The organism is Pelotomaculum isophthalicicum JI (assembly GCF_029478095.1).
Lineage (GTDB): Bacteria > Bacillota > Desulfotomaculia > Desulfotomaculales > Pelotomaculaceae > Pelotomaculum_D > Pelotomaculum_D isophthalicicum.
This window is the reverse complement of the sequence record NZ_JAKOAV010000003.1, coordinates 134,219-158,323: the sequence shown is the minus strand read 5'-3', so window position 1 is coordinate 158,323 and position 24,105 is coordinate 134,219. Positions and strand designations below refer to the sequence as shown.

General features: G+C 46.1%; 23 protein-coding genes. 9 read left to right on the top strand and 14 right to left on the bottom strand.

Going from position 1 to position 24,105, the window contains the following annotated elements:
- Positions 1-93: 93 nt before the first annotated feature.
- From L7E55_RS03125 to L7E55_RS03100, 6 genes are read right to left on the bottom strand one after another with little or no spacing between them, the layout of a single operon-like run.
- Positions 94-2,193 carry a DEAD/DEAH box helicase gene (locus tag L7E55_RS03125; RefSeq protein WP_277442579.1) on the bottom strand — a complete coding sequence of 700 codons (2,100 nt, stop codon included), beginning with the start codon at positions 2,191-2,193 and terminating at the stop codon, positions 94-96.
- Positions 2,190-4,289 carry a site-specific DNA-methyltransferase gene (locus tag L7E55_RS03120; RefSeq protein WP_277442578.1) on the bottom strand — a complete coding sequence of 700 codons (2,100 nt, stop codon included), beginning with the start codon at positions 4,287-4,289 and terminating at the stop codon, positions 2,190-2,192. The genes L7E55_RS03125 and L7E55_RS03120 overlap by 4 nt, the downstream gene beginning before the upstream one ends.
- Positions 4,290-4,304: 15 nt before the next feature.
- Positions 4,305-5,984: a DUF2326 domain-containing protein gene (locus L7E55_RS03115; protein ID WP_277442577.1), complete on the bottom strand. Its 1,680-nt coding sequence runs from the start codon at positions 5,982-5,984 to the stop codon at positions 4,305-4,307.
- Positions 5,962-6,201 (bottom strand): ABC-three component system middle component 7, encoded by a 240-nt coding sequence (locus tag L7E55_RS03110; protein ID WP_277442576.1) that lies wholly within the window; start codon positions 6,199-6,201, stop codon positions 5,962-5,964. Before L7E55_RS03110 ends, L7E55_RS03115 begins: the two co-directional genes overlap by 23 nt.
- On the bottom strand, positions 6,179-7,621 hold the full coding sequence (locus L7E55_RS03105; protein WP_277442575.1) for an ABC-three component system protein: 1,443 nt from the start codon (positions 7,619-7,621) through the stop codon (positions 6,179-6,181). Before L7E55_RS03105 ends, L7E55_RS03110 begins: the two co-directional genes overlap by 23 nt.
- Before the next feature lie 34 nt (positions 7,622-7,655).
- Complete coding sequence (locus tag L7E55_RS03100) at positions 7,656-7,868, bottom strand: helix-turn-helix domain-containing protein (RefSeq protein ID WP_277442574.1); 213 nt, start codon at positions 7,866-7,868, stop codon at positions 7,656-7,658.
- Positions 7,869-8,331: 463 nt separating this feature from the next.
- Here L7E55_RS03100 and L7E55_RS03095 point away from each other — a divergent pair, with 463 nt between their 5' ends.
- On the top strand, positions 8,332-8,916 hold the full coding sequence (locus tag L7E55_RS03095) for a sigma-70 family RNA polymerase sigma factor (RefSeq protein ID WP_257531235.1): 585 nt from the start codon (positions 8,332-8,334) through the stop codon (positions 8,914-8,916).
- A gap of 258 nt (positions 8,917-9,174) precedes the next feature.
- On the opposite strand, the gene rlmD is transcribed toward L7E55_RS03095, so the two are convergent.
- On the bottom strand, positions 9,175-10,581 hold the full coding sequence (rlmD, locus tag L7E55_RS03090) for a 23S rRNA (uracil(1939)-C(5))-methyltransferase RlmD (RefSeq protein ID WP_277442573.1): 1,407 nt from the start codon (positions 10,579-10,581) through the stop codon (positions 9,175-9,177).
- A 155-nt stretch (positions 10,582-10,736) separates the two neighbouring features.
- Between rlmD and L7E55_RS03085 the strand changes: the two genes are divergently transcribed.
- From L7E55_RS03085 to L7E55_RS03065, 5 genes are all read left to right on the top strand, one after another.
- Positions 10,737-10,991: a hypothetical protein gene (locus L7E55_RS03085; protein WP_277442572.1), complete on the top strand. Its 255-nt coding sequence runs from the start codon at positions 10,737-10,739 to the stop codon at positions 10,989-10,991.
- A gap of 120 nt (positions 10,992-11,111) precedes the next feature.
- Complete coding sequence (gene mtnP, locus L7E55_RS03080) at positions 11,112-11,897, top strand: S-methyl-5'-thioadenosine phosphorylase (protein WP_277442571.1); 786 nt, start codon at positions 11,112-11,114, stop codon at positions 11,895-11,897.
- Positions 11,898-11,943: 46 nt separating this feature from the next.
- Positions 11,944-12,981, top strand: a complete 1,038-nt coding sequence (gene mtnA, locus L7E55_RS03075; protein ID WP_420851997.1) for an S-methyl-5-thioribose-1-phosphate isomerase — start codon at positions 11,944-11,946, stop codon at positions 12,979-12,981.
- Between the two features lie 22 nt (positions 12,982-13,003).
- Positions 13,004-14,254 carry an adenosylhomocysteinase gene (locus tag L7E55_RS03070; protein ID WP_277442570.1) on the top strand — a complete coding sequence of 417 codons (1,251 nt, stop codon included), beginning with the start codon at positions 13,004-13,006 and terminating at the stop codon, positions 14,252-14,254.
- Positions 14,255-14,274: 20 nt separating this feature from the next.
- On the top strand, positions 14,275-15,573 hold the full coding sequence (locus L7E55_RS03065) for an amidohydrolase (protein WP_277442569.1): 1,299 nt from the start codon (positions 14,275-14,277) through the stop codon (positions 15,571-15,573).
- Here the strand turns inward: L7E55_RS03065 and hisG are convergent, their stop codons facing one another.
- The 3 genes from hisG to L7E55_RS03050 all read right to left on the bottom strand — a co-directional run bounded on the left by hisG (position 15,574) and on the right by L7E55_RS03050 (position 17,934).
- Positions 15,574-16,443, bottom strand: coding sequence for an ATP phosphoribosyltransferase (gene hisG, locus L7E55_RS03060; RefSeq protein ID WP_277442566.1), 870 nt, complete (start codon positions 16,441-16,443; stop codon positions 15,574-15,576).
- A gap of 92 nt (positions 16,444-16,535) precedes the next feature.
- Positions 16,536-17,711, bottom strand: a complete 1,176-nt coding sequence (locus L7E55_RS03055; protein WP_277442565.1) for a LysM peptidoglycan-binding domain-containing protein — start codon at positions 17,709-17,711, stop codon at positions 16,536-16,538.
- 37 nt (positions 17,712-17,748) lie between these two features.
- Complete coding sequence (locus L7E55_RS03050; RefSeq protein WP_277442563.1) at positions 17,749-17,934, bottom strand: AbrB/MazE/SpoVT family DNA-binding domain-containing protein; 186 nt, start codon at positions 17,932-17,934, stop codon at positions 17,749-17,751.
- A 234-nt stretch (positions 17,935-18,168) separates the two neighbouring features.
- Between L7E55_RS03050 and L7E55_RS03045 the strand changes: the two genes are divergently transcribed.
- A complete protein-coding gene (locus L7E55_RS03045; RefSeq protein WP_277442561.1) occupies positions 18,169-19,359 on the top strand; it encodes a pyridoxal phosphate-dependent aminotransferase in 1,191 nt (396 codons plus the stop codon).
- Between the two features lie 75 nt (positions 19,360-19,434).
- Here the strand turns inward: L7E55_RS03045 and L7E55_RS03040 are convergent, their stop codons facing one another.
- From L7E55_RS03040 to L7E55_RS03025, 4 genes are all read right to left on the bottom strand, one after another.
- Positions 19,435-21,177 (bottom strand): AMP-binding protein, encoded by a 1,743-nt coding sequence (locus tag L7E55_RS03040; RefSeq protein WP_277442558.1) that lies wholly within the window; start codon positions 21,175-21,177, stop codon positions 19,435-19,437.
- Positions 21,178-21,229: 52 nt separating this feature from the next.
- On the bottom strand, positions 21,230-21,688 hold the full coding sequence (locus L7E55_RS03035; RefSeq protein WP_277442556.1) for an acyl-CoA thioesterase: 459 nt from the start codon (positions 21,686-21,688) through the stop codon (positions 21,230-21,232).
- A 130-nt stretch (positions 21,689-21,818) separates the two neighbouring features.
- Positions 21,819-22,298, bottom strand: coding sequence for a DUF456 domain-containing protein (locus L7E55_RS03030; protein WP_277442555.1), 480 nt, complete (start codon positions 22,296-22,298; stop codon positions 21,819-21,821).
- Positions 22,299-22,553: 255 nt separating this feature from the next.
- A complete protein-coding gene (locus L7E55_RS03025; protein ID WP_277442553.1) occupies positions 22,554-22,751 on the bottom strand; it encodes a hypothetical protein in 198 nt (65 codons plus the stop codon).
- Positions 22,752-22,969: 218 nt separating this feature from the next.
- On the opposite strand from L7E55_RS03025, the gene L7E55_RS03020 reads away from it, so the two are divergent.
- Together L7E55_RS03020 and L7E55_RS03015 are read left to right on the top strand one after the other, a co-directional pair.
- The gene (locus tag L7E55_RS03020; RefSeq protein ID WP_277442552.1) at positions 22,970-23,782 is read left to right on the top strand and encodes a formate dehydrogenase accessory protein FdhE; all 813 of its coding nucleotides are present in this window, start codon (positions 22,970-22,972) and stop codon (positions 23,780-23,782) included.
- Positions 23,783-23,870: 88 nt separating this feature from the next.
- Entirely contained in the window at positions 23,871-24,083 is a 213-nt protein-coding gene (locus L7E55_RS03015; protein WP_420851996.1) for a twin-arginine translocase TatA/TatE family subunit, read from the top strand.
- Positions 24,084-24,105 lie beyond the last annotated feature (22 nt).

Below are 24,105 nucleotides of genomic sequence, written 5' to 3'. Positions count from 1 at the left end.
TTACTAACTCGACAAGGTGTCCGGATGTTGCCGAAATGCTGTCCGGATAATTCCGTTATGCTGTCCGGATGTTGCCGTTACGCTGTCCGGATGCTACCGGAATGGGTGTCCGGATGCGGCCGAAATAAAGTCACCACCCTCAGACGGGATAAAAAGATGGTTTTCCAGCACAATTGCGCCCTCACCGACGGAGAAGTCTATAGTCTGAGGTAATTGCCAATCAAGGGCGATTGGTGTGGTAGAGGACAATGCCAGCTTCTTATAAGCATCCTTTCGCTCCTCTTTTAACTTGCGGAAAGCAGTCTGGTGTGCGTCATACAAGTTATTAAACAACTTTTCAGCGAATGATTCGAGTCGTTCCATTGCCTCATTATCGTTCGCCAGAATGATTATTTCAGTCTTCACATCTTCGGCTTCGCGGGTAGCATGGCGAATCCAGTATTCCCTATGCAAACCCTCACCAAGTGTTTTACCTGCTCGCTCGAAGAGATTGTTTAGATCAAAATCCGAAAGTTCTACTATTTCAGCGGCATCATCAGGTGTGCTTGCTGCGCTGCTACCATAATCAATCGTCAACGTTCGAAGTGCCAATCCTGTCACAGCCTTGGCAATAGAATCAAACTTTCCAGAATTTTTCAATTCGCTGATTTCCTTTTCGAACTCATCAAGCACTTTTTTCAGTATGCTTCTACGTGCTTCAGGTGCAATCATATCCTGAGTGAGAGCACGGGCAAGCGCAATCAACCTGCGGAGCGCAGGCTGTTTCCGCGCAGAATCTATTCGATAAGTTATTAAATCTATATCGCTGAACACATCGGCAAATGCTGGGTCACGCTTGAGGGTGATAAGTTCTTTATGCGAGCCTGTCTCTGTGGGTACAATTGCCTCGCTGTCACGCAGTGCCTGTTCCACCATTTTGACAGTTTCTGCATCAAAAAATGGAAGGAAGAGGCCTACGCTGTTCAGTTCGGCGTCAGATTCCACGCGACGGGCAAGCGGAGTACGAATCATTCTTCCAAGCAATTGAGCTATATAGGTAAAGTCGCTTGCATGACGGAACGACATCATTGTTTCAGCTCGTGGACAGTCCCATCCTGTGGAGAGGTTCATCTTGAAGAACACAACTATCGCATTTTCGTCATCCTCAATGCGGGATGCATCCACGCTATGAATATCCAAGTCGCGTACCTTGATGTTTTCATGCTTGTCGAACGTATGCACAACCTCGCCAGGACGTAGTTTACGACCAAGTAAATCCTCAAGTACAGCAATACAGGAATCCAAATCAGTTTGTGTAATCAACCGGTCGTTACCATCTTCCACTTGAACTACTAGAATAGGACGGACTGGATTTTTAATTTCCTCGCGGTCGCAGTAAGCCTCCCAACGCTCGCATTTCTTCTTCCAATTAGCCGCTGCTTCTTTGAACATCGTCATATCGGCATTTATCGCTATTTCAGGGAAGTGAATAATAATTCTATCCTTCAGTAAGCCGGACTCCCGCACATCTTCCGGGGGAACGGCTACTTTTTGTATTGTAGAAGTAGTATCCGACACAAGTTTCTGGAACCGCTGTGGTGTAGCTGTCACACCAATGATAAGCGGCATAACAGATAGCCCATCCTCCTTACTACCCATGATGAACTTTTGCATGATGGACTGTGCCTTCTTCTCCGCTTGTGGAGTGGCTGTGCCTCTATGTGCTTCATCTATAACAACATAAAATGATTTCGGCTGAAGCTTCGCGGTATTTGTAAGTGTCTCCCAAATTGTATATTGGCGAAGGTCGGACTTCTGCGTTAGTAATTTGTCCGAACCAAGTTTCTGAGTGTTGAGAAAGTAGATGCCACCGGGAGCGAAATACTCCGCATCGAAATTTGAGTCGATAACGTGGATATCCCTTGTACGAAACTTATCAGACTTGCTCTCAATTTTTAAGCGAGTCTGCTCGTTAAGCTCAGGCATATCTGAAAGCCAAACGAAAACAGAATCCGGTTCCGCCACACCGTAAGCATGACCGAAGATGATGTCCTCGAACAGGGCGGTCATAATAATTGTCTTACCAGCGCCAGTGGGAGCAGTGAAAGATATAACCTGCGGGTCTTTCTCACTCCAAAGTGTATGTGCTTTCTTTATCTTCTCGTGCAAATCGGCAAGAGCCGTATCTTGGAACGGAAATAGTGTTGCTCTCATAGATTATTCCTCCTACTCCCAATTACGAAATTATCGATATAATCACGGTACAATTGGTAGGTGTGCTCTATCCCAATGCCATCTGACATTTCTCTGAACGCTTCCTCTGAATTAGTTACAAAGTATACCGTGTTAATGTTTTTATCTTCATTCAAAGCCTCAGCGAATTTGCCATAACAATCCTCATCCAGAAGAACCGCAAATGAGTTCTGTGGCAGAACCAGCATATCTGGCAATTCTAAGCCGTTTAGTTCTGGGCGCTCTCCAACCGCACCCGCTTTAAGCCACAAAAGCGGCAGTATCTCACAGAACTGCTGTCCAAGTGACACGCTATTCTTATCCAAAAACCCAAGTTTAAAATATTCTACGTTGGCGGCAAAACCCTCGCTCATCGGTGCATTGTTAGTGAGGTAATTGCCTTGAATAGGATTTCCGTTGATATCAACGCCTTTAATGCTGCAAATTGTTCGCGGCCATGTTACATAGCGAGCAATGCCGTACTTTTCCCATTCTACATCTCCAGGGTGTAAATGCTGTTTTGTGAGAGCCTTGGCTTCGTCCTCCGAAACTTCATTGTTGGTAACCAAAATGCAACGTCGACTACCACCATCTATCGAATTCAAAAGATTAACAGCATGTAATGTTGTACCAGAACCCGCAAAAAAGTCTAATATAAGAGCGTTTTTATTCTTGCTTACAACACTCAAGGCATCTTGCACTGCATACAACGACTTTGGATAGGGGAATTTTCTATCCACTAATATTTTTGCCAACAGTTTTGACCCGTGCCATCCGGCGTTGTGAGATGTTTTGTTCCATACTGTTTTTGGCGCTCTTAACGATCCTCCATATTTTTCAACAAGTTTCGCGGCTCCGGATTCATCGATGCTCTCGATAACTACTTCTCCTATTTCAATTCGTTTTTCTGTTCCTTCGTTTACTGTTAAAACAGACCAGCCGTTTTCCTTCCTAGAAGTCTTTCCAAGACGTAGAAGCCCTTTACTTACTCTGCGCCGAGCAACTTCAACTCCTGTACGCCAACGAGCCTCACGCCCATCAGCAGTCATTGGCCATATTGCTAACTGCCCTTCGGGAACAGTAATGCTTTCTTTTGGCACACCCAAAGGTATCGGCTCTCCGATGGATTCGATTTTTCCTTTGCTTGAATCGATAAATATCGGGTAAAACAGATTTTTAGAATTCTCTCGCAAATTTCCTTTTCCTGTTCTAACAAACTGAAACCACAGTTGACCCTTTGTGGCAGATTGCCCTTCATTAAGCATATCGTCTTCAGATTTAACGACCTCTGCATCGCCTAAAAATACGAAAAAGAGATACTCATCAGCACGTGAAAACAGCCCGTCACGTGTTGAGCCTTGGCTGCTAATAACGCTTGTAACCATTTGAATTCTTGCTTCAGGGAATAGCTCTTCTAACAGGCATCCAAGATGTAGGTATTCTTTTTCGTCGATGGTGCAAATCAACACAGAACTATCAGGGTTTAGAACCCTTTTCGCTATTATGAGCCGCTTTTTCATCATCGACAACCACTTGCTGTGTCGCCAAGCATCCGATGAATCCACATAATCGTTGTTGTACTTCCAATCCCTTGCTCCAGTATTATAGGGCGGGTCTATATATATGCAATCTACTTTACCCTCATATAAGTATTCCAAAAGCTGCAGGGCATGGTAGTTATCAGCTTCAATAATCGTATGCCACAAGTTATCGTCCTGCGCGTTCGCTATCTTGTCAATGGGTTCAAGCGTGGGGAAAATCGGCTCCCCAAACTGAGCCACGGAAACAATCTCGCTAAGAGGTATTAATTCAACCTCAAGCGTGATCTTATCTTCACACACGGCGACTTCGCCGTCAATTTTCTTTACAGTATAAATTTCGCTCATCTTGCCCGTTTTGCGGGCAACAGTTGATCCACGTCTAACGGGTACGCCGTAGAGCGGTGTGCATTCGGGGACATGTTCCTCGAACACCAGACCAAACTTTTTATTTTTACTTATGCGGTTCACTTCCTCAGTTAACCGCTCGCGCAACGTCGGATCTGTGATTTGACGCAACAGGTCATTTATAGCCGCCATATCATATCATCTCCTTTATTCTTTATCGGGTTTTTGCTCTACTTTAATTTCAACGGCGGTTTCCATCGCAGGTGTCTGCCGACTCCAAGAAGTGCCAAACAGTTCATTACCTACGGATAAGTGCAGCACAGCAGCTTCATCAAGCATTCTTTGAGTATTAGGTGTATAGGAGTCGGCTTTGTCAAATGCGATGAATACTTGCTTGCCTTTCTCACCGCTTTTTTGATACAGCCGGAGTATTTGCTCAAAATCGGAATCCTCAATACGCTTGACAATGCTCGAATCATGAATCAGAGCAGGAAGCGGGGTAAGGGCAAGCATACTTAGGTCGTAAATCACAAGGCCCTTAAAAGCTGTTCCCTCGCTCTTGTCGTCTTTCGTTTCGAACTCGAACGTTTTATCTGGCTTCAGTGTCAGTTCGGGAGCAGATCTGCCTCCACCGGTTATGATATCGTTGAGCCGCTTCATTTCTGCATTAACGTCATCCTGTGCGCCAGCAAGGGCATCATCTTGCCGCTTGCGAAGGCTCGTCAGTAAATGCTCAATTTCCTTGCGTTTTTCTAACTGAGTCATCTCATTTCGCAAGGCTTCGTTATCTTCGGTAAGCTTTTCTATTTCACGCGATACACGAGCGTACTGTGTGAGAATAGATTGTGAGAGTGACTTAGCAACTCCCGAATCAGCAATCTGCTTCTCGTAGGATGCAATATCAGCGTCGATGTATTCTATCTGCGGGGTTAACCGCGCTATTTCCTCTTCAATATCTGCGCGAAGGAAGCCGTTAATTTTTGCATGGAATTTCTCTACATCCGCAAAAGCGTCAATATTAGCCTCAGGAAAAAAGCGGAGTAAAGCCGAGAAGTCCTTCCTCAGCACTCCGTCGCTGTCGGGCATATTGTTTCGCACAGCGTGAAGCTGCGATGTCAGGTGGCTCTTCTGCCGATTTAATTTGCCTAATTGTCTTTTTATTTCTATAAGTCGTTCTACCTGCTGAGGGTCAATACCCAAAGCACGCAGGTCGGCTTCTTCATTTTGTCTGCACAGTTTTTCCCGTCGCTTTTCCAGCCCATCGATTTTTTCATTATTCGTGGCAATGTCCATCGATATGTCCGATATCGAACGCTGAGCTTGCTTACTCGGCTTTATGTCATAGCTTTCCTCAGCGGTTTTAAGATTCTGAATATCTTCGAATCTACCTAAAAGTTTCATAAGATATTCGACTGCTGTAACCATTGATTCACGCTCGCCTTGCAAGGGCTTATGTTCATTGTGGTTTCCGTGACCGTAAATACGAAAGAAACGATCAACAATCTCACCGAAACTGATACCTTGCAATAGTATTTTATATTCATGGCGCAGTAGCTCACGGTATTTGGGAACAGACAGTTCCTCAATGACATGGAACTTGCTGTCACAACGGTTCACCACTGACGGGCGGTTTGTACTTCGAGAAAAGAAGTACTTCGTGCCGTCAAACTCGAACTCGAAGTTAATCGTATGATGATCGATGTGCGCTATAACGTCCTTAGCGGATTTGGCATAGTTGTCACCACCGAAAGCAAAGTCCAATATCAGCAGGAATGTAGACTTACCAATAGCATTGCTTCCGCCAGAACTGCCGAGAACGACATTAAGTCCGGTACTAAATTCCCCTGGCTGCGTTTTGAATTTGTCACACGTTATCCGCTTTAACATAGTGAAGAACCTCCGTACCTTCTGGTATCTCTATTTGCCCGAGTTTATAAAGGCAGTCAAGGGCATCAAGGAAGATGCTTATCTCTGATACCTTCGTTCTTGTTGCTTCGAGCAACTCATGCGGGGTCATATCCCGCTCCTCTAATTTCTCTAAGATAGGCGTAAAGAGTGCAATGACGCTATCAGAGAATGAGTTAACTTTGCTTGGCATTTTCATTGAACAAATCACACCTTTTCACTAAATATCCAACGATAATCTCACAGGCGTCTTTATACTTCTGACCCATTTGTGAGTACAACTTATCAACCAGCAGATTCGCTATATATTCCTGCGGGTCGGTTATGTCCGCGTTTTTCATGACTCCGCCTTCAACCATCATGGAGGCAGACCGCATTAAACCACCAAACATATTCGTATCAAATCCAATTTCTTGTTCGAGTCGAGCGCATATAACCTTAACTGTCTTATACAAGCGAGCCATGCTTGCGTTAATCTTGTCCTTCAGGTACGGCTCATGTATCTTTCGCTCAATTTCGACCAAATCGGTAACACTGGTTCCTTCTAATCCCTTGGCGTTCTTCGTTTTATGAACTTCACGTAGAACGGCTTCAATTTCCTCGGGGAACTTAATCCCGGATATTCTGTCAAGAAATGCCTGAATGTTTGCACAGCGACGCTTATCTTCAAGCAACTCATCTATTTCGATCTCCGACATCACTGAAACAAGTGGTGCGCATTCATCTGTACACAGGACTACCGCATTTTCGTAGCACTCTGATTCATTCGGAGATTGCTTCAAATAAACAATTTCGCAGTTCCCAACAGGAACCTTCCCACGCTTCGGGATGCCCAATTTTTTGCCGCACTTCAGACAATTCCCGTTAGCCTCGGACAACAGAGTCACGAGCAGGGAGTCATCCTGTTTTGAAGGCAAAGCTAACTGGTTTATTCTGTCAACTACAAACCCCGCCACGTTTTCTGCAAACTCTTCACCATATTTGCCACTTTCCTTAACAGCAGAAACCAAAGATCCTCGTTTTGCCTCGTCATCCTCAAGCAGTGTTATCTCACCTATGCGGGGAGTAAACGACAGTATGTACTCATCGGTAATAGATTTAATGGTAGCCTTTCCGGTCCTATTTGTTGTGTTGGTAACGGTGTACAAAAACACTCCCGCTAAGAACGTATGAAAGCAAAAGTCACCTTTTGGCACTAACTCACTCTTTGTTATTCCGCTGACCAATTCAACCTTTGTGTCACCATCAATACCCTGCATCTTATTGCCAACCTTAACCGGCGGATCGTTGGCGATAATGTCTTTCAGGGCAAGGATAATCTGCTTAGACATATTCCTGTCCAGCATAGGGAGAATGTTATTTCTAAAGTAGGATGCCACTTCTTCTAGCCCGGCGGTACGAGCCGGGTCACTAACATCTTTCGATAGGTTCTGTTCGCACCTTAATAATTTTGAAGATACGTCCTCTCTGACTCTATCTGCATTTTCCTGTCCATCATATGTGAATTCAAAATTGGGGGCAACAGAATGAAGCAGTGCTTCGCACAACTCCTTGTTGTCAACATTAACCGCCTTGCACGAAACAAGTACAGCCATGTATGAGCCAAAACATAACCTCACCTAAAACCCCTCCTGTTCAAGTCAAACCAATTTTTTATTCGGCTTCTTTATCGATGTAGTCGACAATATCTCCGATGTTGCAATTGAGTGCTTTACATATCCTCGCCAAAACATCCATGCTAACCGGAAGCTCCTTGCCTAATTTAGCCATCGTGGAAGTAGTCAAGCCCGTCGCTTCCATCAAATCCTTCTTCATCATTTTTTTATCAATCAGTAGCTTCCATAGTTTGTTATAACTGAATGCCATATTATCGCCTCCATGAACCTGTTCAGAAATAGTTCACTCTAAGTATTATAGCACGTCCAAATGCAAACGACAATCTTAAGTTTACTTTTGCTGATATTAGCTTTGCATTCTCTTACTTATTACCAATCGGAGGAAAGCATCAAAAATTAGCTACCCACACTCTATTAGGTAGCTACTCCCGCTCCTCTAAGCATGTCCAAGAAATTAGTATGATGTTATTGCACGAAGCGATAACATCATTTTGCTTTATGCGAACTATCACCCCATAGGACATCCCCTGATCAAGGATGATTCCAGACCTATCGGGTGAACAACTAAATAACTGCCACCAGCCACTGGAATAGCTGGTCGCCAATTCTGAAGCGGGAGTAATCCCATTCGGACGGTCGACTATTGCCTTTTTGGGCTGGTGCACGTCATGTGAGCTCTCGCTTCGGTTTCAAGCCGAAGGAGGGCTTACATTATGACAAAGAAAGACAAAAAAACTTATCTCATCCCCATGGAGGTAACAAGAGAGACAATCGAAGCGTACGGTATCAAGAAGGAAGATGTGGTACCAGCAAAAATCGGGAATAAAATAGTATCAGCTATCATGATTCCTACAGATGACGAAGAACTTTATCTTACGTACATGCGTCCCATTTGGGCAGAAATGAAACGTGAAGAACGCAGCCGCCGTTGCATAGTTAGCGATGGCAAGGGAAAACTCAAGCGCTGCGAAATGGACTGTAAGGCCTGCAAGAAGATGAAGGACGGAGCTCCGCTTTCGCTTGAATCTTTCTTCGAGGAAACAGAGCTTGAATTCGAGGACCCAGCTGCTATACAGTGTGAAACAATCCTAACGGCTATGCTCTTTGAAGACCTTCTTGACAGTCTTCGCAACAAGGCTCCTGAGTTGGCACCAATATTTGAAATGCTTTATGACGGAAAATCACAACGTACAATCGCAAACCTTATTAATAAGCCTCAGTCATCGGTTAACGATATGATCAAGCGTATGAGAACAATTCTACAACAACATATCAGCCGAGATGATTTAGGAAGATAACATAGTAGAAGGCAGTAGTTTTGTAATAGGACTACTGCCTTTTACTTCATTCATTTAACAACAGTTCCCTAGTTTCAACCCTATCCAAAAACAGTAGTTCCCTTGTCTCGCGGGATAAAAAGCAGTTCTATAGCCTCAACCCAACAATGCTCTCAAACCCGGGCTGCTTTTGAACGATAAAAAAAACAAGGTTTCCAGCAATCGATTATCCCAACCGAAAGTCTGAAAACCTTTGATTTCAAGCCCTTTAGAGCCTATTTATTTATCTTTACGTGACATCAGACATACTGTCTCCACGTGCGGCGTCCACGGAAACATTTCCACCGGTTGCACCTCTTCAATACGGTATCCTTTACCTGCCAGGCAACCCAAATCCCGGGCTAACGTCCCGGGATCACACGATACATATACAACCCGCGGGGTTTCCATCTCCTCCACCGCTTCCAGGGCGGCAATACCACAGCCCCGGCGGGGCGGGTCCAGCACCACGACACCAGGATGAAGCCCTTGAGAGGCCATTGCAGGTAGAAGTTTTTCCACTTCACCGCGTCTAAACTCCACGTTTTTAATTCCGTTTAATACTGCGTTTTCCCTGGCATCTTCCACTGCTTCGGGCACCACTTCCAGACCGTACACCATTCCGGCATGCCCGGCCAAGAAAAGAGCAATTGTTCCGGCGCCGCTGTATGCGTCCACAACTATCTCCCCACCGTTCAATCCGGCGTATTCGAGTGCTTTATGATATAGCACCGGTGTCTGGCGGGGATTCACCTGATAGAATGAAGCGGGTGAAATGCGAAATGCCAGGTTTTCAATATAATCAGTGATATATTTCTGACCGGTTAGAAGCCTATTTTCAAGTCCTAACTCTATTCCCTCCGGACCTTGATGAATGTTTCTAATCAAAGATGACAAAGCCGGCAGTTGTTCTGACAAATCGGCGGCAATATCTTTTTCTTCGGGCCACTCCCCCGGTCCCGTGACAAAAACAGCCATGCACTCACCGGTAGCGCTGGCTTTTCGTAAAATAACCTGTCTGAGCAAACCCCGGCGCTGGCGGTGATTATATACTTGTACCCGGTGTTTATTTAAAATTGTTTCAATAACTGCAGCCGCCTTATTTATATCTTTATCCACCAGCAGGCACTCTGGACCACTCCTGGCTACCCCTTCTTCGCCTGAATTATAAACCAAGCGATGAGTGCCTTTTTCATAAAAACCCAGCGACACTTTACCCTGCCTTTCTTCCACATGATAGCTGGCTTTATTTCGGTAATGCCAGGGGTATTTCATACCGATGGTTTCTTTGACCTCAACCTCCGGCAGATGGCCAATACGGGTCAGGCTGTCTTTCACCATCCTGGTTTTCCGACTTAGCTGCTCTTCATAATCCATCTGTTGGAGTCTGCATCCCCCGCAGATGGTAAAAGCGGGACAAACCGGATCACGTCTCCACAGTGACCCGGTACAGATCAATTTTAATCTGCCGCGGGCAAAATTCTTTTTCACTTCCGATATTTCCGCTAAAACCTTGTCACCTGGAACGGTTAGCGGCACAAATACAGGTATGCCTAAATAGCGCCCGACACCGTCGCCGTCGTGAGTCAGGCCGGTAATCCCAACTTCAACGTTTTCCCCTTTTTTTAAAAAAAGTTTAGCGGTCAAATTTACCTCCGATAATAAACCCGGTTTTTTGAAAACAGTATTCCCTTTTTGTTCATAATGGCAACCTTTCCAGCGCATATTACAATTTAAGCGCTACGGTTGTCAATGGTTTATGGCCGCCATTTACTAACGTAAACATAGAAGGTGATTTTATTATGTCTGTTTGTCCCGCGTGCAATAGTCTTGCCGCAATAAATAAGAATTGTCCCCTGTGCGGTTGCCCGATGTATGACGCCGGTGCTATTCAGGATTTTTACGATAACTACAGCGCTTTTCTTGAGCAGGAAATCTATGAGGACGGTTACAGATCATATAGCCATGATTTTTGTGTACACCTGTTCGCATGTCCGAACTGCCATTTCGATATTAATATAAAATTCCGGCGTTTGAACAAGAGTTTGCTTTTCTAGTTCATCTTAATTTATTTACATAATATAGATCAAAAAAAGGAATGAATGTTCCAAAGGCGAATAATTACAATTATGAAAAGTTCATTATCGTTCAAATAACAGGAACAGGAGGTAATCATTTTGAGCGTTAAAATTGCCATAATCGGCGGTACCGGGGTTTATAATCCGGACATTATGACTGATATCCGTGATGAAACTGTTGCCACTCCGTATGGAGATGTCCAGCTTAAAATAGGCAGCTACCGGAACAGACCGGTAGCTTTTATGAACCGCCACGGAGAAGGGCACTCTGTTCCGCCGCATCTTGTTAATTACCGTGCCAATATAGCGGCGTTGAAGAAACTTGGGGTTAAATATGTGCTGGCTACCGCGGCGGTAGGCTCACTAAATCCGTCCATGCAGCCAGGCCACTTTATCTTCGTGGATCAGTTTTTAGACTTCACCAAATCCCGGCAAACGACCTTTTTTGATGGTGGCAGCGCCGGTGTGGCCCATATTGACATGACCAATCCGTATTGCCCTGAATTAAGAGATATCCTGTCCAGGGCGGCCCGCGGGCAGGGGTTGATTTCCCACCCTTACGGTACTTATATATGTACAGAAGGTCCTCGTTTTGAAACAACCGCTGAGATTAAAATGTACCGCTTGTTCGGTGGCGATCTGGTCGGTATGACCGGATTTCCTGAGGTTTCGCTGGCCAGGGAAGCGGAAATGTGTTACGCAACCATCGCCATGGTAACCAACTATGCCGCCGGCATATCACCTACCAACCTTACTCATCAGGAAGTTTTGGACATGATGGTGATGAACAGCGAAAATATCAGAAAGCTTTTGATGCAGGCTGTAGTCTGGATTGATCCGGAGCGCGCCTGTGTCTGTCATCATGCGATAGATCCGTTGCGTTAAGACCAATGTCCTGTCAGAGTTAATTTACACCAAGGAGATTGCTTTATTGGAAACTATGCGCTGGCTTGAAGAAGGTTGTTTGGAACTGCTGGACCAAACCAAACTGCCATTAAAAGTAACTTATTTAAAGTGCCGGGATTACCTTGACGTAGCCGCTGCCATCAAGAGACTGGCAGTGCGTGGAGCGCCGGCCATAGGCACGGCGGCCGCTTACGGGTTAACCCTGGGGGCAATGAATCTGAAAACGCGACAAAAAGAAGAATTCTTATCTGGAGTTAAGGCAATCGCCAGTGAGTTGTCGGCCACCCGGCCTACGGCGGTTAATTTACGTTGGGCTTTGGACAGAATGATTAAGAAACTGCATATAGATGATAATGAAGATGTAAACTCATTGCGGACGGTGCTGCTGGAAGAAGCCAACCTGATTTATCAAGAGGATATTGAGACTAACCGCAAGATCGGCAAACATGGCCAGGCTTTAATACCAAATGGATCGCGCGTTCTTACTCACTGCAACGCCGGCGCGCTGGCCACCGCCGGTTACGGGACCGCGCTTGGCGTAATCAGGGCGGCCCGGGAAGCTGGCAAAAACATCAGTGTTATTGCTGACGAGACCAGGCCCCTTCTGCAGGGCGCCAGGCTGACAGCCTGGGAAATGCTTCGCGAGCATATTCCTGTGACTCTGATTACGGACAACATGGCCGGTTACCTTATGGCCACCCAAAAAGTAGATTTGATTATCGTGGGAGCCGACCGCATCACGGCCAATGGTGACGTGGCCAACAAGATCGGCACTTACAGTCTGGCGGTTCTGGCTAAAGCCCATAACCTACCCTTCTATGTAGCCGCGCCATTGTCCACCATAGACATGAGCCTGGCATCCGGTGCGGAAATCCCAATCGAGGAACGCGATCACACCGAGATAACCCACCTGGATGGAAAATCCGTGGCACCGCCGGGTGTAAAGGCCTGGAACCCTGCCTTCGACGTAACCCCTAATCACCTGGTGACAGCCATCATTACTGAAAGAGGCGTTATATACCCGGCTTACCTGGATAATCTTGACAAAATAATAAATCATTGAGAATTGGAGGAAAATGAACAACATGCCTGATTATATTGTGAGAAATATTAACCTCGCTCCAAGCGGCAGGCTGAAAATAGACTGGGTACGGGCGCACATGCCTGTGTTAAACGCCATCAGGGAAGAATTTGAGCGGGATAAACCGTTTGACGGTTTGCGGGTGGCGTTATCTATCCACCTGGAGGCGAAAACAGCGTACCTGGCTGAAGTAGTCCAGGCCGGCGGAGCGAAAGTTGCCATCACCGGTTCGAACCCTCTGTCCACACAAGATGACGTGGCAGCCGCCCTGGCTGCGGCAGGCTTGAATGTTTACGCCTGGTACGACGCCACCGGCCAGGAGTACAAGGAGCATTTGCTGCATGTGCTGGATACCCGGCCTCAGATAGTAATCGACGACGGCGGCGATTTAGTGAACCTGCTGCATACCGAGCGCAAAGATCAGGCTGCCGAGGTCATCGGCGGCTGCGAAGAAACCACAACAGGCGTCAGAAGGCTGGAGGCGCTCGACCGGGAAGGGAAGTTGCTGTTCCCTATGTTGGCGGTAAACAATGCCTTCTGCAAGTTCCTTTTTGACAACCGCTACGGCACCGGCGAATCAGCCTGGTCGGGGATAATGCGCACAACCAATCTGGTGGTGGCGGGAAAGGTTGTCGTGGTGCTGGGCTATGGCTGGTGCGGCAAGGGTATCGCCATGCGCGCAAAAGGTTTGGGAGCGCGGGTGATTGTATGTGAAGTGGACCCGGTCAGGGCAATCGAGGCCTGCATGGATGGTTATCAAGTAATGAACAGTGAACAGGCTGCCTCACAAGGTGATGTTTTCGTCACAGTCACAGGCTGCCGGGATGTCCTGCGCCAGTCTCATTTCAATAAAATGAAAGATGGCGCCATTCTGGCCAACGCCGGTCATTTCGATGTTGAAATAAACAAGCCTGAATTAACCGGATTGGCGGTGGAACGCCGGCTGGCCCGCCAAAACGTCGAGCAGTATACCCTAAAGGACGGACGCAAAATATATCTGCTGGCCGAGGGGCGCTTGGTAAACCTGGCGGCAGGTGACGGCCACCCGGCTGAGATTATGGATATGTCTTTTGCTATTCAAGCGCTGTCAGCCAGGTATATCAAAGAAAGCGCCGGTAAAATGAGCAAAAAGCTGTATCGTGTGCCGGAAGAGATAGACCAGCGAGTAGCTTATCTTAAGTTAAAATCTTTGGGAATTGAAATTGATCACCTGACCGGTGAGCAATCCAAGTATATGAACGACTGGCAAGAGTAAAGAATTACAGGGGGATTCTGATGGCTGACATATTGATTCAAGGAGTTAGTGTTCTCACCATGGAGGGCTCTGAAGATATCATAGAGAATGGTGATATCCTTATCAAAGGCGACCGTATTGCCGCACTGGGGCCGTACGGTTCGGTTTCCACGGAAGAGCAGGCAAAACGAGTTATTGACGGTTCCGGCAAGATTGCCATGCCCGGTTTTGTTAACTGCCACACCCATGCTGCCATGACTATGCTGCGCAGCTATGCCGACGACATGCCCCTGATGGAGTGGCTTTCTGAAAAAATTTGGCCTGTGGAAGATAAGCTGGAACCCGAGGATATTTACTGGGGCACCATGCTCTGCTGCCTGGAAATGATTAAATCGGGCACCACCACTTTCGCGGACATGTATTTTATTATGGATCAAGTGGCTCTTGCCGTGGAAAAAAGCGGCCTGCGCGCCTGCCTCTCCCGTGGTTTGATTGGCAACGGGCCTAATGCCGGATTGGCTTTGGAAGAAAACATTAACTTCTTTAAAGAATGGAACGACGGAGCCGGCGGCAGGATAAAAGTGATGTTTGGTCCGCACGCTCCGTACACCTGCCCGCCTGAATACCTTAAGCAGGTGATTGAACTGGCTGGTAAATACGGAGCCGGTTTGCATATTCATGTGGCCGAAACAAAAAGTGAGGTAGAACAAATTAATGCAAGCTACGGCAGAACCCCTGTCGGGCACCTTGACAGTGTGGGACTTTTCGAACTGCCGGTGCTGGCCGCCCATTGTGTCCACCTTGACAATGCGGACATCGAGATTCTGGCGCGAAATAATGTCGGAGTGGCCCACTGTCCCGAAAGCAATATGAAACTAGCCAGCGGCGCCGCGCCGGTAGCCGGCCTGCTTGAGGCTGGCGTCTGTGTCGGCCTGGGCACTGACGGAGCAGCCAGCAACAACAATTTAGACATGCTGGAAGAAATGCGCAGCGCTGCCATGCTGCAAAAAGTAAATACCGGTGATCCAACAGTGATGCCGGCCTTTACCGCGCTGAGGACAGCCACCGCCAACGGCGCGCGTGTCCTTGGGCTGGCCGGTGAAATCGGCATGTTGAAAACCGGTATGAAAGCGGATTTGATCTTAATAAATAAACACCGCCCGCACTTCTGCCCGCAACACAACTTAATTGCCAACCTAGTTTACGCGGGCCACTCCACCGATGTCGACACAGTGATAGTCGACGGCAAGATTCTCATGGAAAACAGGCGGGTATTGACAATAGATGAAGAAGAAGTTATGCGCGAAGCACAAATAAGGGCAGACCGGCTGGTCGGATAATTACGGAATCACTTTGGTTAAAGGATATTCAATGATATCCTGCGCACCGGCCCGCTTTAACGCGGGAATAAGATCCCGTACTTGCATTTCCTCCAGAATAACTTCCACGGCAACCCAGTCACTGCGAACCAGTTGTGATATAGTGGGCTGTTTCATCGCCGGCAAGACATCAAGAATAGTTTCAAGCATAGCGCCGGGCACATTCATTTTCAGCCCGACTTTGGACCGGGCACGAAGCGCCCCCTGAAGAAGGACGGCTAAGCTCTGCAATTTTTCCCTTTTCCATGGATCTTCCCATGAACTGCGGTTTGCGTGCAGTTTGGTGGTTGATTCAAGAATGGTGGCAATAATTCGTAAATTATTGGCTTTCAGCGAACTCCCCGTCTCGGTTATGTCAGCTATGGCATCAACCAGATGGGGCACTTTTACTTCTGTCGCGCCGTAAGAATACTCGATTAAAGCTTCGACGCCGTTTTCTTTTAAATACTTTTGGGTCACCCGGACTAGTTCTGTGGCAACACGTTTGCCATTAAGATCAGATACGCTTTTAATGTCGCTGTTGTCAGCCACAGCAATGACCAGGCGGATCGGATTTGGTGTATTCTTAGCATACACCATATCGGCAACCTCCACCACATCCGCCTCGTTTTCCATGATCCAGTCCAGCCCGCTTATCCCCGCATCAAGCACTCCTTCGTAAACATAGCGGGGGATCTCCTGCGCCCGCATCAGCACTATTTCCAATTCGGGATCATTTACCGCCGGAAAATAGGAACGGCTGCGGACGGATATATTAAAACCAGCCTGTTTAAAAAGTTGAAAGGTAGCCTCCTGGAGACTGCCTTTTGGTAAACCGAGACGCAGTTTCAAGTTATTATCCTCCTCCGGTATTTGCTTAAAACTGAACCTATATTGTAAAAGTATATCTTCCGTCTACCGGAGTGTCAATACAGACAGTCTGCTCATGGAAGCTGCGGAATCAACAATACCTGTCCGGGAAAGATTAGATCAGGGTTGGTAATGCGATTCGTCTCGACCAATATGCTTACTGTCGTATGGTAAATAGCTGCAATTGCTTCCAGCGTTTCACCGGTTTTGGCCTCATGCAGCAAGAAACCCTCAGGCACCAAACGCCACACTTGCAGGCCGCCGTCCGCGGTTCCCAGCCCGACAAGGCACTCTTCGCTTATAGCAAGATCGTTTACAGGATTGCCTATAAGCACCGTCCAGTCAGGGCTGCTGTTTTCAACCGGAGCCCTGTATCCGAAAAGATAACCTTCCGGAGTACCCGCCAGTAACGTCTCCGCCTCTTCACCCGTCAACTTGCCTGCCGTAAGCGCAGTTATATTGCTGCCCAAGTTATCGGAGTTCAGCACCGTTCTTAACTCCTCGTTAACTTCTATAATCCTGAATATACCGTCTTCGCCACCCCAAACCAGTTCATCCCCCGGAGCAGGCCTTAAATGACCGGCAGTCATCGAACTCACCCTGGCCGGCAGGTTTACTTGCGCGGGTCCTTCCGCAAACCCCGCTTCAGTATAATACAAAGTCAAAAGCCCGGAAGTACCGTCGTTTTTATAAGCGGCTACAATCGCCGGTGTCTCTGCCTCACCCCTCGACAGGACGGCTACTTTTTGAGCCGGTCCCGGCAATACCCTGATGGCCAGCAGCCCTAATTGCTGCGAAGCGGCAGCTTGCCCTAGGGTTTGGTAAAAATACAGCGCTTGCTTGCCTTCAGACGCGGCAATGACAGTCTCACCGGTATCACTGCTCAGAACCGCCGTTGTCAAATCAACAAAACGGGCGCCTGGCTCGGCTTCATACTCCCATATTTTAACAATAGAAATCTGCTCATCAACTGTCCCTTCACCGTAAACAATCACTCTGTCTTCCGTTCCCAAAATAATTTTGTCTATGCCTTGGTACCGTAGTCCCACTGCCAGACTTAAAATTGTTGTACCTACATCTATCACAGCATCAAGATTATAGCTCTGATTCAAAGGAGAGAACAGATATATTTTACTACCGGCAACGGCCACAAGATTAATCCCATTACCGGTTATTCTACCCCACCCGACATGGACGGGACCATCAAGTCCTTTTCTGTAAAATATTACTTCTGCCTGAACTAAAGGCATGCAAAATCATCCTTAATAAAAAATTGTTATAATACCGCTAACCTGCTTTAAAAATCAAGCTGTCTTCCTTACTCTCCACCATCTCATCAATCTTTTTTAAAACAACCGATCCGTTAACGATCTCGATCGATACTTCACAGCCAGCTTTTAAGCCAAGCAGCTTCATTGTTGAACGAGGTATTGTTATCTGGCCGTTCGGAGTCATACCCGTTATTATTGTCATCTTCCATCTCCATCTCCTTGTTGCAAATAATTCATGCCTGCCATATTATTATAGGGTAGCTAAAAATTAATAACTAGGGGGTATTATTGCAGGAATTTGTCAATATCTGACGAATTATCTGCTAATATTCGACAACAGAAAAACATATTTCAATAAATCACCTAAATATTGAATCATTACAATATGGTGTACGACAACGATAATAAAACCCAACAATATAAGGGGTGTGATATAATGACGATTTCTAAAAAGATTAATACACTACTTACAAACGCATCTTTTATCAGGAAGATGTTTGAAGAAGGAGAAAGGTTGCGGAAACAGTTCGGGGATGAGAATGTTTATGATTTTTCTCTAGGAAACCCGGATGTTGAGCCGCCAAAAGCATTTAAGGAAGCATTAAAAAAGATCGCGCTGGAGCCAATAACGGGCATGCACCGCTACATGAGCAATGCGGGCTACCCTGAAACACGCCGGGCTGTTGCTGAAGCGCTGGCGGAACAATGCGGTCTTTCTTTTAAAGAGAATCATATTGTTATGACCTGTGGAGCCGGCGGAGCGTTAAACGTCGTGCTCAAAACCATTCTCGATCCTGGCGACGAGGTTATTATTCTATCGCCCTTCTTTGTGGAGTATAAGTTTTATATAGACAATCACGGTGGAGTTTTCAAGGAAGTTAAGACTACCGATGAATTCGAGCTTGATTTGAACGCCATAAACACAGCGATATCGGCAAATACCAAAGCAATTATCATTAATACTCCCAACAACCCCACTGGCGTGGTTTACGGTGCCGGTTCACTCGCGGATTTGGGAAAATTGCTCGAAACCAAGGAAAAAGAAATTGGACACGCGGTTTTTGTCATATCAGACGAACCTTATGCAAAAATCACTTACGACGGCACCACCGTCCCCAGCGTTTTCAAGTATATCAAGAACAGCGTCGTAGTCACATCCCATAGCAAAGACCTCGCCCTGCCAGGAGAACGGATCGGGTATGCTGCTATCTCTCCCAAAATTGATCAGGCGGACCTGTTAATGGAGGGGCTGGTTTTTTGCAACCGCACTCTCGGATTCGTCAACGCCCCGGCGTTAATGCAGCACCTCGTGGCCGGACTACAGCATGAAAGTGTCAACATCGCCGAATATCAGGAAAAAAGAGATCTCCTGTATGACAATTTAACTGCCATGGGTTTTAAAATGATTAAGCCGCAGGGGGCTTTTTACCTTTTCCCGCAATCCCCGGTAAAAGATGACGTGGAGTTTGTCAGAATCGCTCAAAAACATAATATCCTCGTAGTGCCGGGCAGCGGTTTTGGCACACCAGGGTACTTCCGCATCGCATACTGTGTCAGCAAACAAATCATCTTGAGATCGCTACCAGCGTTCCAGGCTTTGGCCAAGGAACTGGGAATACATCCCTAGCATAATCTTGCTTCGAAATATTTTGATATAAAAAGCAACCTCCTAGGCGGTAAACCAACGGAGGTTGCTTTCGTGTCAAGACTTCTTCCCATCTTTTTCAAGCAGCGATAAGGCACGCTCGGCCAGTTTATACTTTTTAATTTTGCCTGAGCTTGTAAAGGGCAGCTCTGATGAGGATGTGAAAAAAATATGGTGCGGGATTTTAAAGCGAGCCAGTTTACCCTTACAGTATCCGACAATTTCCCGCCTGGTGGATTCTTCACCCGGTTTTAATTCAATAAATGCCACGCCCACTTCACCCATATTCCGGTCAGGGACCCCCAACACATAAACTTGATTGACTTTAGGGTGAGTGCTGATGACTTCTTCAACCTCTTTGGGCGAAACGTTTTCACCGGATATTTTATAGATTTCCTTACTGCGCCCGGTTATTTGGAAAAGACCGTCCGGGTGGATTATTCCCAAATCACCTGTTCGCAGCCAGCCATCCTTGTCGATCAATTCAACGTTTTCCTGCGGCCGCTTGTAATAACCCCTGGTCACCATGTTGCCGCGGCAAACCCACTCCCCCTCTTCGCCTGGCGGCAGTTCCTTACCGGTAAAGGGGTCAACCACTTTATATTGAATATTGCGGTTGCCGAACTCCGGCAAACCGCTACAGTTGGCCATCACGAGCCGCCCCACGCGGGTAGCCATAACCTCCACCGGGTCGCCTGGCGAGGTTATTGTACTGGCCCCGGAAACCTCGGTCATACCGTATCCGGCGCACATTTCCTGCAAATTCAGTTCATCGACAGCCCGCTGCCAGAGAGGCACCGGCGCCGGCGTGGCGCCGCACATCGTGGCATGCAGAGAGCTAAGATCATGTTTTTTTAAATCCGGGTGATTGAGCACAGCGAGGAGAATCGACGGGACACAAAGAAAATCATTGGCACGGCTTTTCTCCATTAATTCCAACGCCTCACGGGGGGTGAACTGCGCATGCGTAACTATCGCTCCGCCAACAAAAGTGACGACAAGTAGACCTAACTCATATGCAAATATATGATAAAGAGGCAGCGGAAAGTAAATCCGGCGGCCGTCTTCAACAGCGCGGGTAAGACACGCCGCGTATGAGCTCCGCAAAAGCATGTCGTGGCTCATCATGGCGCCTTTGGGCAGGCTGGTGGTTCCTGAGGTGTACATAATATCGCAAATATCATCGGGATATTCAGTGGCTTGCCGCACACGCTGCAATTCATCGGGCGATATGCCCTCGCCAAGCCTGTACAAATCGTTAAAACTCATCAGATCGTCATATATACTGTCGTTTGCTGAAAAACATATAACATTGCGCAATCGAGGCAAAGCGGCACAAGAAACGTTAATACCGTCAGGTTGGACGGTCAACTCACTGCATATCCTGCCAATAATATCTACATAGTTGTTTTTACCAAGAGAATCATTAAATATTAACGCCACAACGTCCGAATCTTCCAATAAAAAGGCCAGTTCACGTTCGAGCAGCATTGTGTTAAGCGGCACACAAACAGCCCCGATTTTCGTCAGGGCAAGTTTGCTAATAATAAACTCAGGGTAATTGCCCATTAATAGGGCGACATGTTCACGCGGCCTGATTCCCAGCGCCAGCAATCCCCTTGCCAGCAAATCGGACCGCTCCTGCATCTCCGCATATGTATATTCCTTCTCTAAGGTGAACACCAGGGTCCGGTTTTGATATTTCTTTACCGCCTCATCAAAATGTCCGGCTATAGTGCGGCGCGGCCAGACAGGGTAAGCGTCGAGCAGCGCCTGCACACGGTCCTGAACAGACTTCACTAAACTCCCTCCCTGCACAATAACCCCATACTTTGGTCCCATGCTGATAATTCTATATACCACCCCCCTCACCTAAAGTACGGTATAGTTCGTCCCACAATTCAGGATACTTCTTTGCTAAATTAAACGGCTTGCCCCGTTCATCCACAAAAGCGTGGTTTGTGCTTCCTTCAGCCGCGACGGTGTTGTCTTCTTTCAAAATGCGGTAAGTAAAAGTAATCCTGGTCCGGGTTAATGAAGCTACGCTAGTTTCAAGGAATACTTTTTCCACAGGCCGCAACGATAATCTATAACGGCAGAACGCGTCAATAACCACCAATTCGATGCCATGGTTATGAAAGGTGGCCATATAGGGCAATCCCGCTTTTTCTAAAAAAGCTATACGACCGTCCGTAAACCAATCAAAATACTTCGCGTAATAAGTTATCCCGGCAGCATCGCAGTCACCCCAGCGAACGGTAAACTCCACCCGCACAGTCGCATTGTCTTTGTAATCCTTACCAGAATTCATTGCCACTCTTCCCCCAAACTATATTTATTATTACTATTAAGGTATTCAGAATTCAGCAGTTAGAATCCAGAATATTTCCAGACAATAAACCATTCTCTAATTCTCTCATACTGACTCCTAACTCCTGAGATCAATATATAACGGTAAAGAACCATATTATCATTAACACTTCCACCGCCAGTTTTAAAATGGTTCCTCCCAGAAATCCAATTAAAGTGCCGATCCCGACCTGGAAAGCTTTATTCAGGTCACTTTTACGATATAGTTCCCCTGCTACCGCACCAATAAATGGACCGAAGATTAGTCCAAACGGGCCCAGCAGCAATATACCTAAAATACCGCCGATGACACTTCCCCAAACCGCTGCTTTCGATCCTCCATATCTTTTTACACCCCATACACCGGCTAAGTAATCGATTAAAAAAACTAGTGCCACAACCAACCCTTGACCAGCGAAGAAGAGCCACGACATGTTGTTAAACTTAACAAAAATACCGTATATCAACATCCCCAACCAAATTAATGGCGCTCCGGGTAAAACAGGCATTATGGTACCGATGATCCCGGCAGTAAAAAAAACAACTGCTATCACTATTCCAACCAAAGACATAGTTAAATTATCCTCCCTATAACGCTTACCCTGTTACTATTCATGCTTTCAGAATTCAGTAGTTATAATTTAGGATACTCGGGACAATAAACCGTTCTCTCATTCTGGCTACTGAATACTGACTACTGAATACTAACCCCAAAGTAGTTGCCCACCTTAATATTATACAACAAAATAAGCCACTTTAAGTGGCGTATTTTGTTACAACCCCAATTAGTTCTCTGTTAGCCCGGTTACACAACCGCGTGAATAATCTTAAATAACATCATTCGTTACACTTAAGTTCTTTAATGTACGCCTGCGAATGATTCCTTCCACACGTCCCGCCGTTTTTCTCGCATAGTTTTCCGCGGAAATACAGGTCCTATTGCGCAAATGTTTATTAGCCCTGGATAGAGCTAATAACGCCAGTGTAGCTGCTCCGATTCCGGCTATGGTGCGATAAGAAAGCATTATTTAACCCCCCAAAATTTAATTGACAATTTCTATCATTAATATCTTTACCTGGCTGCTTTAAAATATTCAAATAATATATGAATACATATTGTAACCGGATCATTATATATGATTTAACGTTTATTAGTCTCGTAAGGGAATTTTCTTGACAGTTTACAACAAAATAAATAGAATTAAAAAGAATTCAGTCAAAAAACACTGAAAGCGAGATATTTATGGAAAACAATTTTATCCAACAAATGTTAGTAGATTTTTACAGAGAATTAGATCTGATTTCACTACCGGAAAACGCCGTTACTTTTACTTCAGCCTCCTCTGAATCCTTGAATAATTTACATAAGAATACCAGCCCTCTAATCAATATTTACCCTCCACGAGTAAATACTATTGTTTTTTTTAACATCTTGCGCCAGGTCGCTGGTTTAATCAAAAAAACACATCCTAACACAGTATCGGAGATCGTTCAAATAGAGTCCGCGCTGCCGGTTGATCCTGCCGATCAAGAATCATTTGTAGCAAAAGCGTTTATCCCGGGGATTAACCTGCTGGCAAATCTTCAACAAGACCTTCCAGCCGATACATTCGGTTTATTACTCAATCATACTGTTAAATTATTTATGCGGCAGTACGTGGAAAAGGTGTTGCCCTTATGTGACCTTGAACATTGGTATAAAGGAAACTGCCCGGTATGCGGAGGTCGCCCTAATTTTGCTTTGCTTGAAAAAGAAAGTGGCGGGCGATATTTGTATTGTGGATTTTGTGAAATAAAATGGCGTTTTCAGCGTCTGGGTTGCCCATTCTGTAACAGCAACGAATCTCAATTCATTACTGTTGAAGGAATGGACAAATACAGGCTATATATATGTGAAGAATGCCGTGGTTATATCAAAACCATTGACGAGAAAAAAGCAGGGGAAGAACCGGTTAATTTATTTTGGGAAGATATTAATACAATTGGTCTTGATTTGCTGGCTGTCAGTGAAGGCTACTTCAACAAACAACTCGATCAACCACCGGCAAACCTTTGAGAGACTATGAAAAATAATATTATCCAGCAGGATTTTCAGCTATTTATGTCGTATACACAATATAGACATGGAAAGGAGGTCATTAATAATGCCGCACATTGGAGCACCGGAGTTAATTTTAGTTTTAGCCGTGACTCTTATTATTTTTGGACCCGGTAAACTACCGGAACTGGGCAAGGCTGTGGGCAAAACCATCAAAGAATTTAGACGTTCATCAAATGAGATCATGGATGAGGCGGGATCAGCCAAAGCAATGGCGGAACAAGAAGGACAACAGGCTGTTAAAGCGGTGAAAAGTTAAGAACAGTAACATAAGCGGGGGA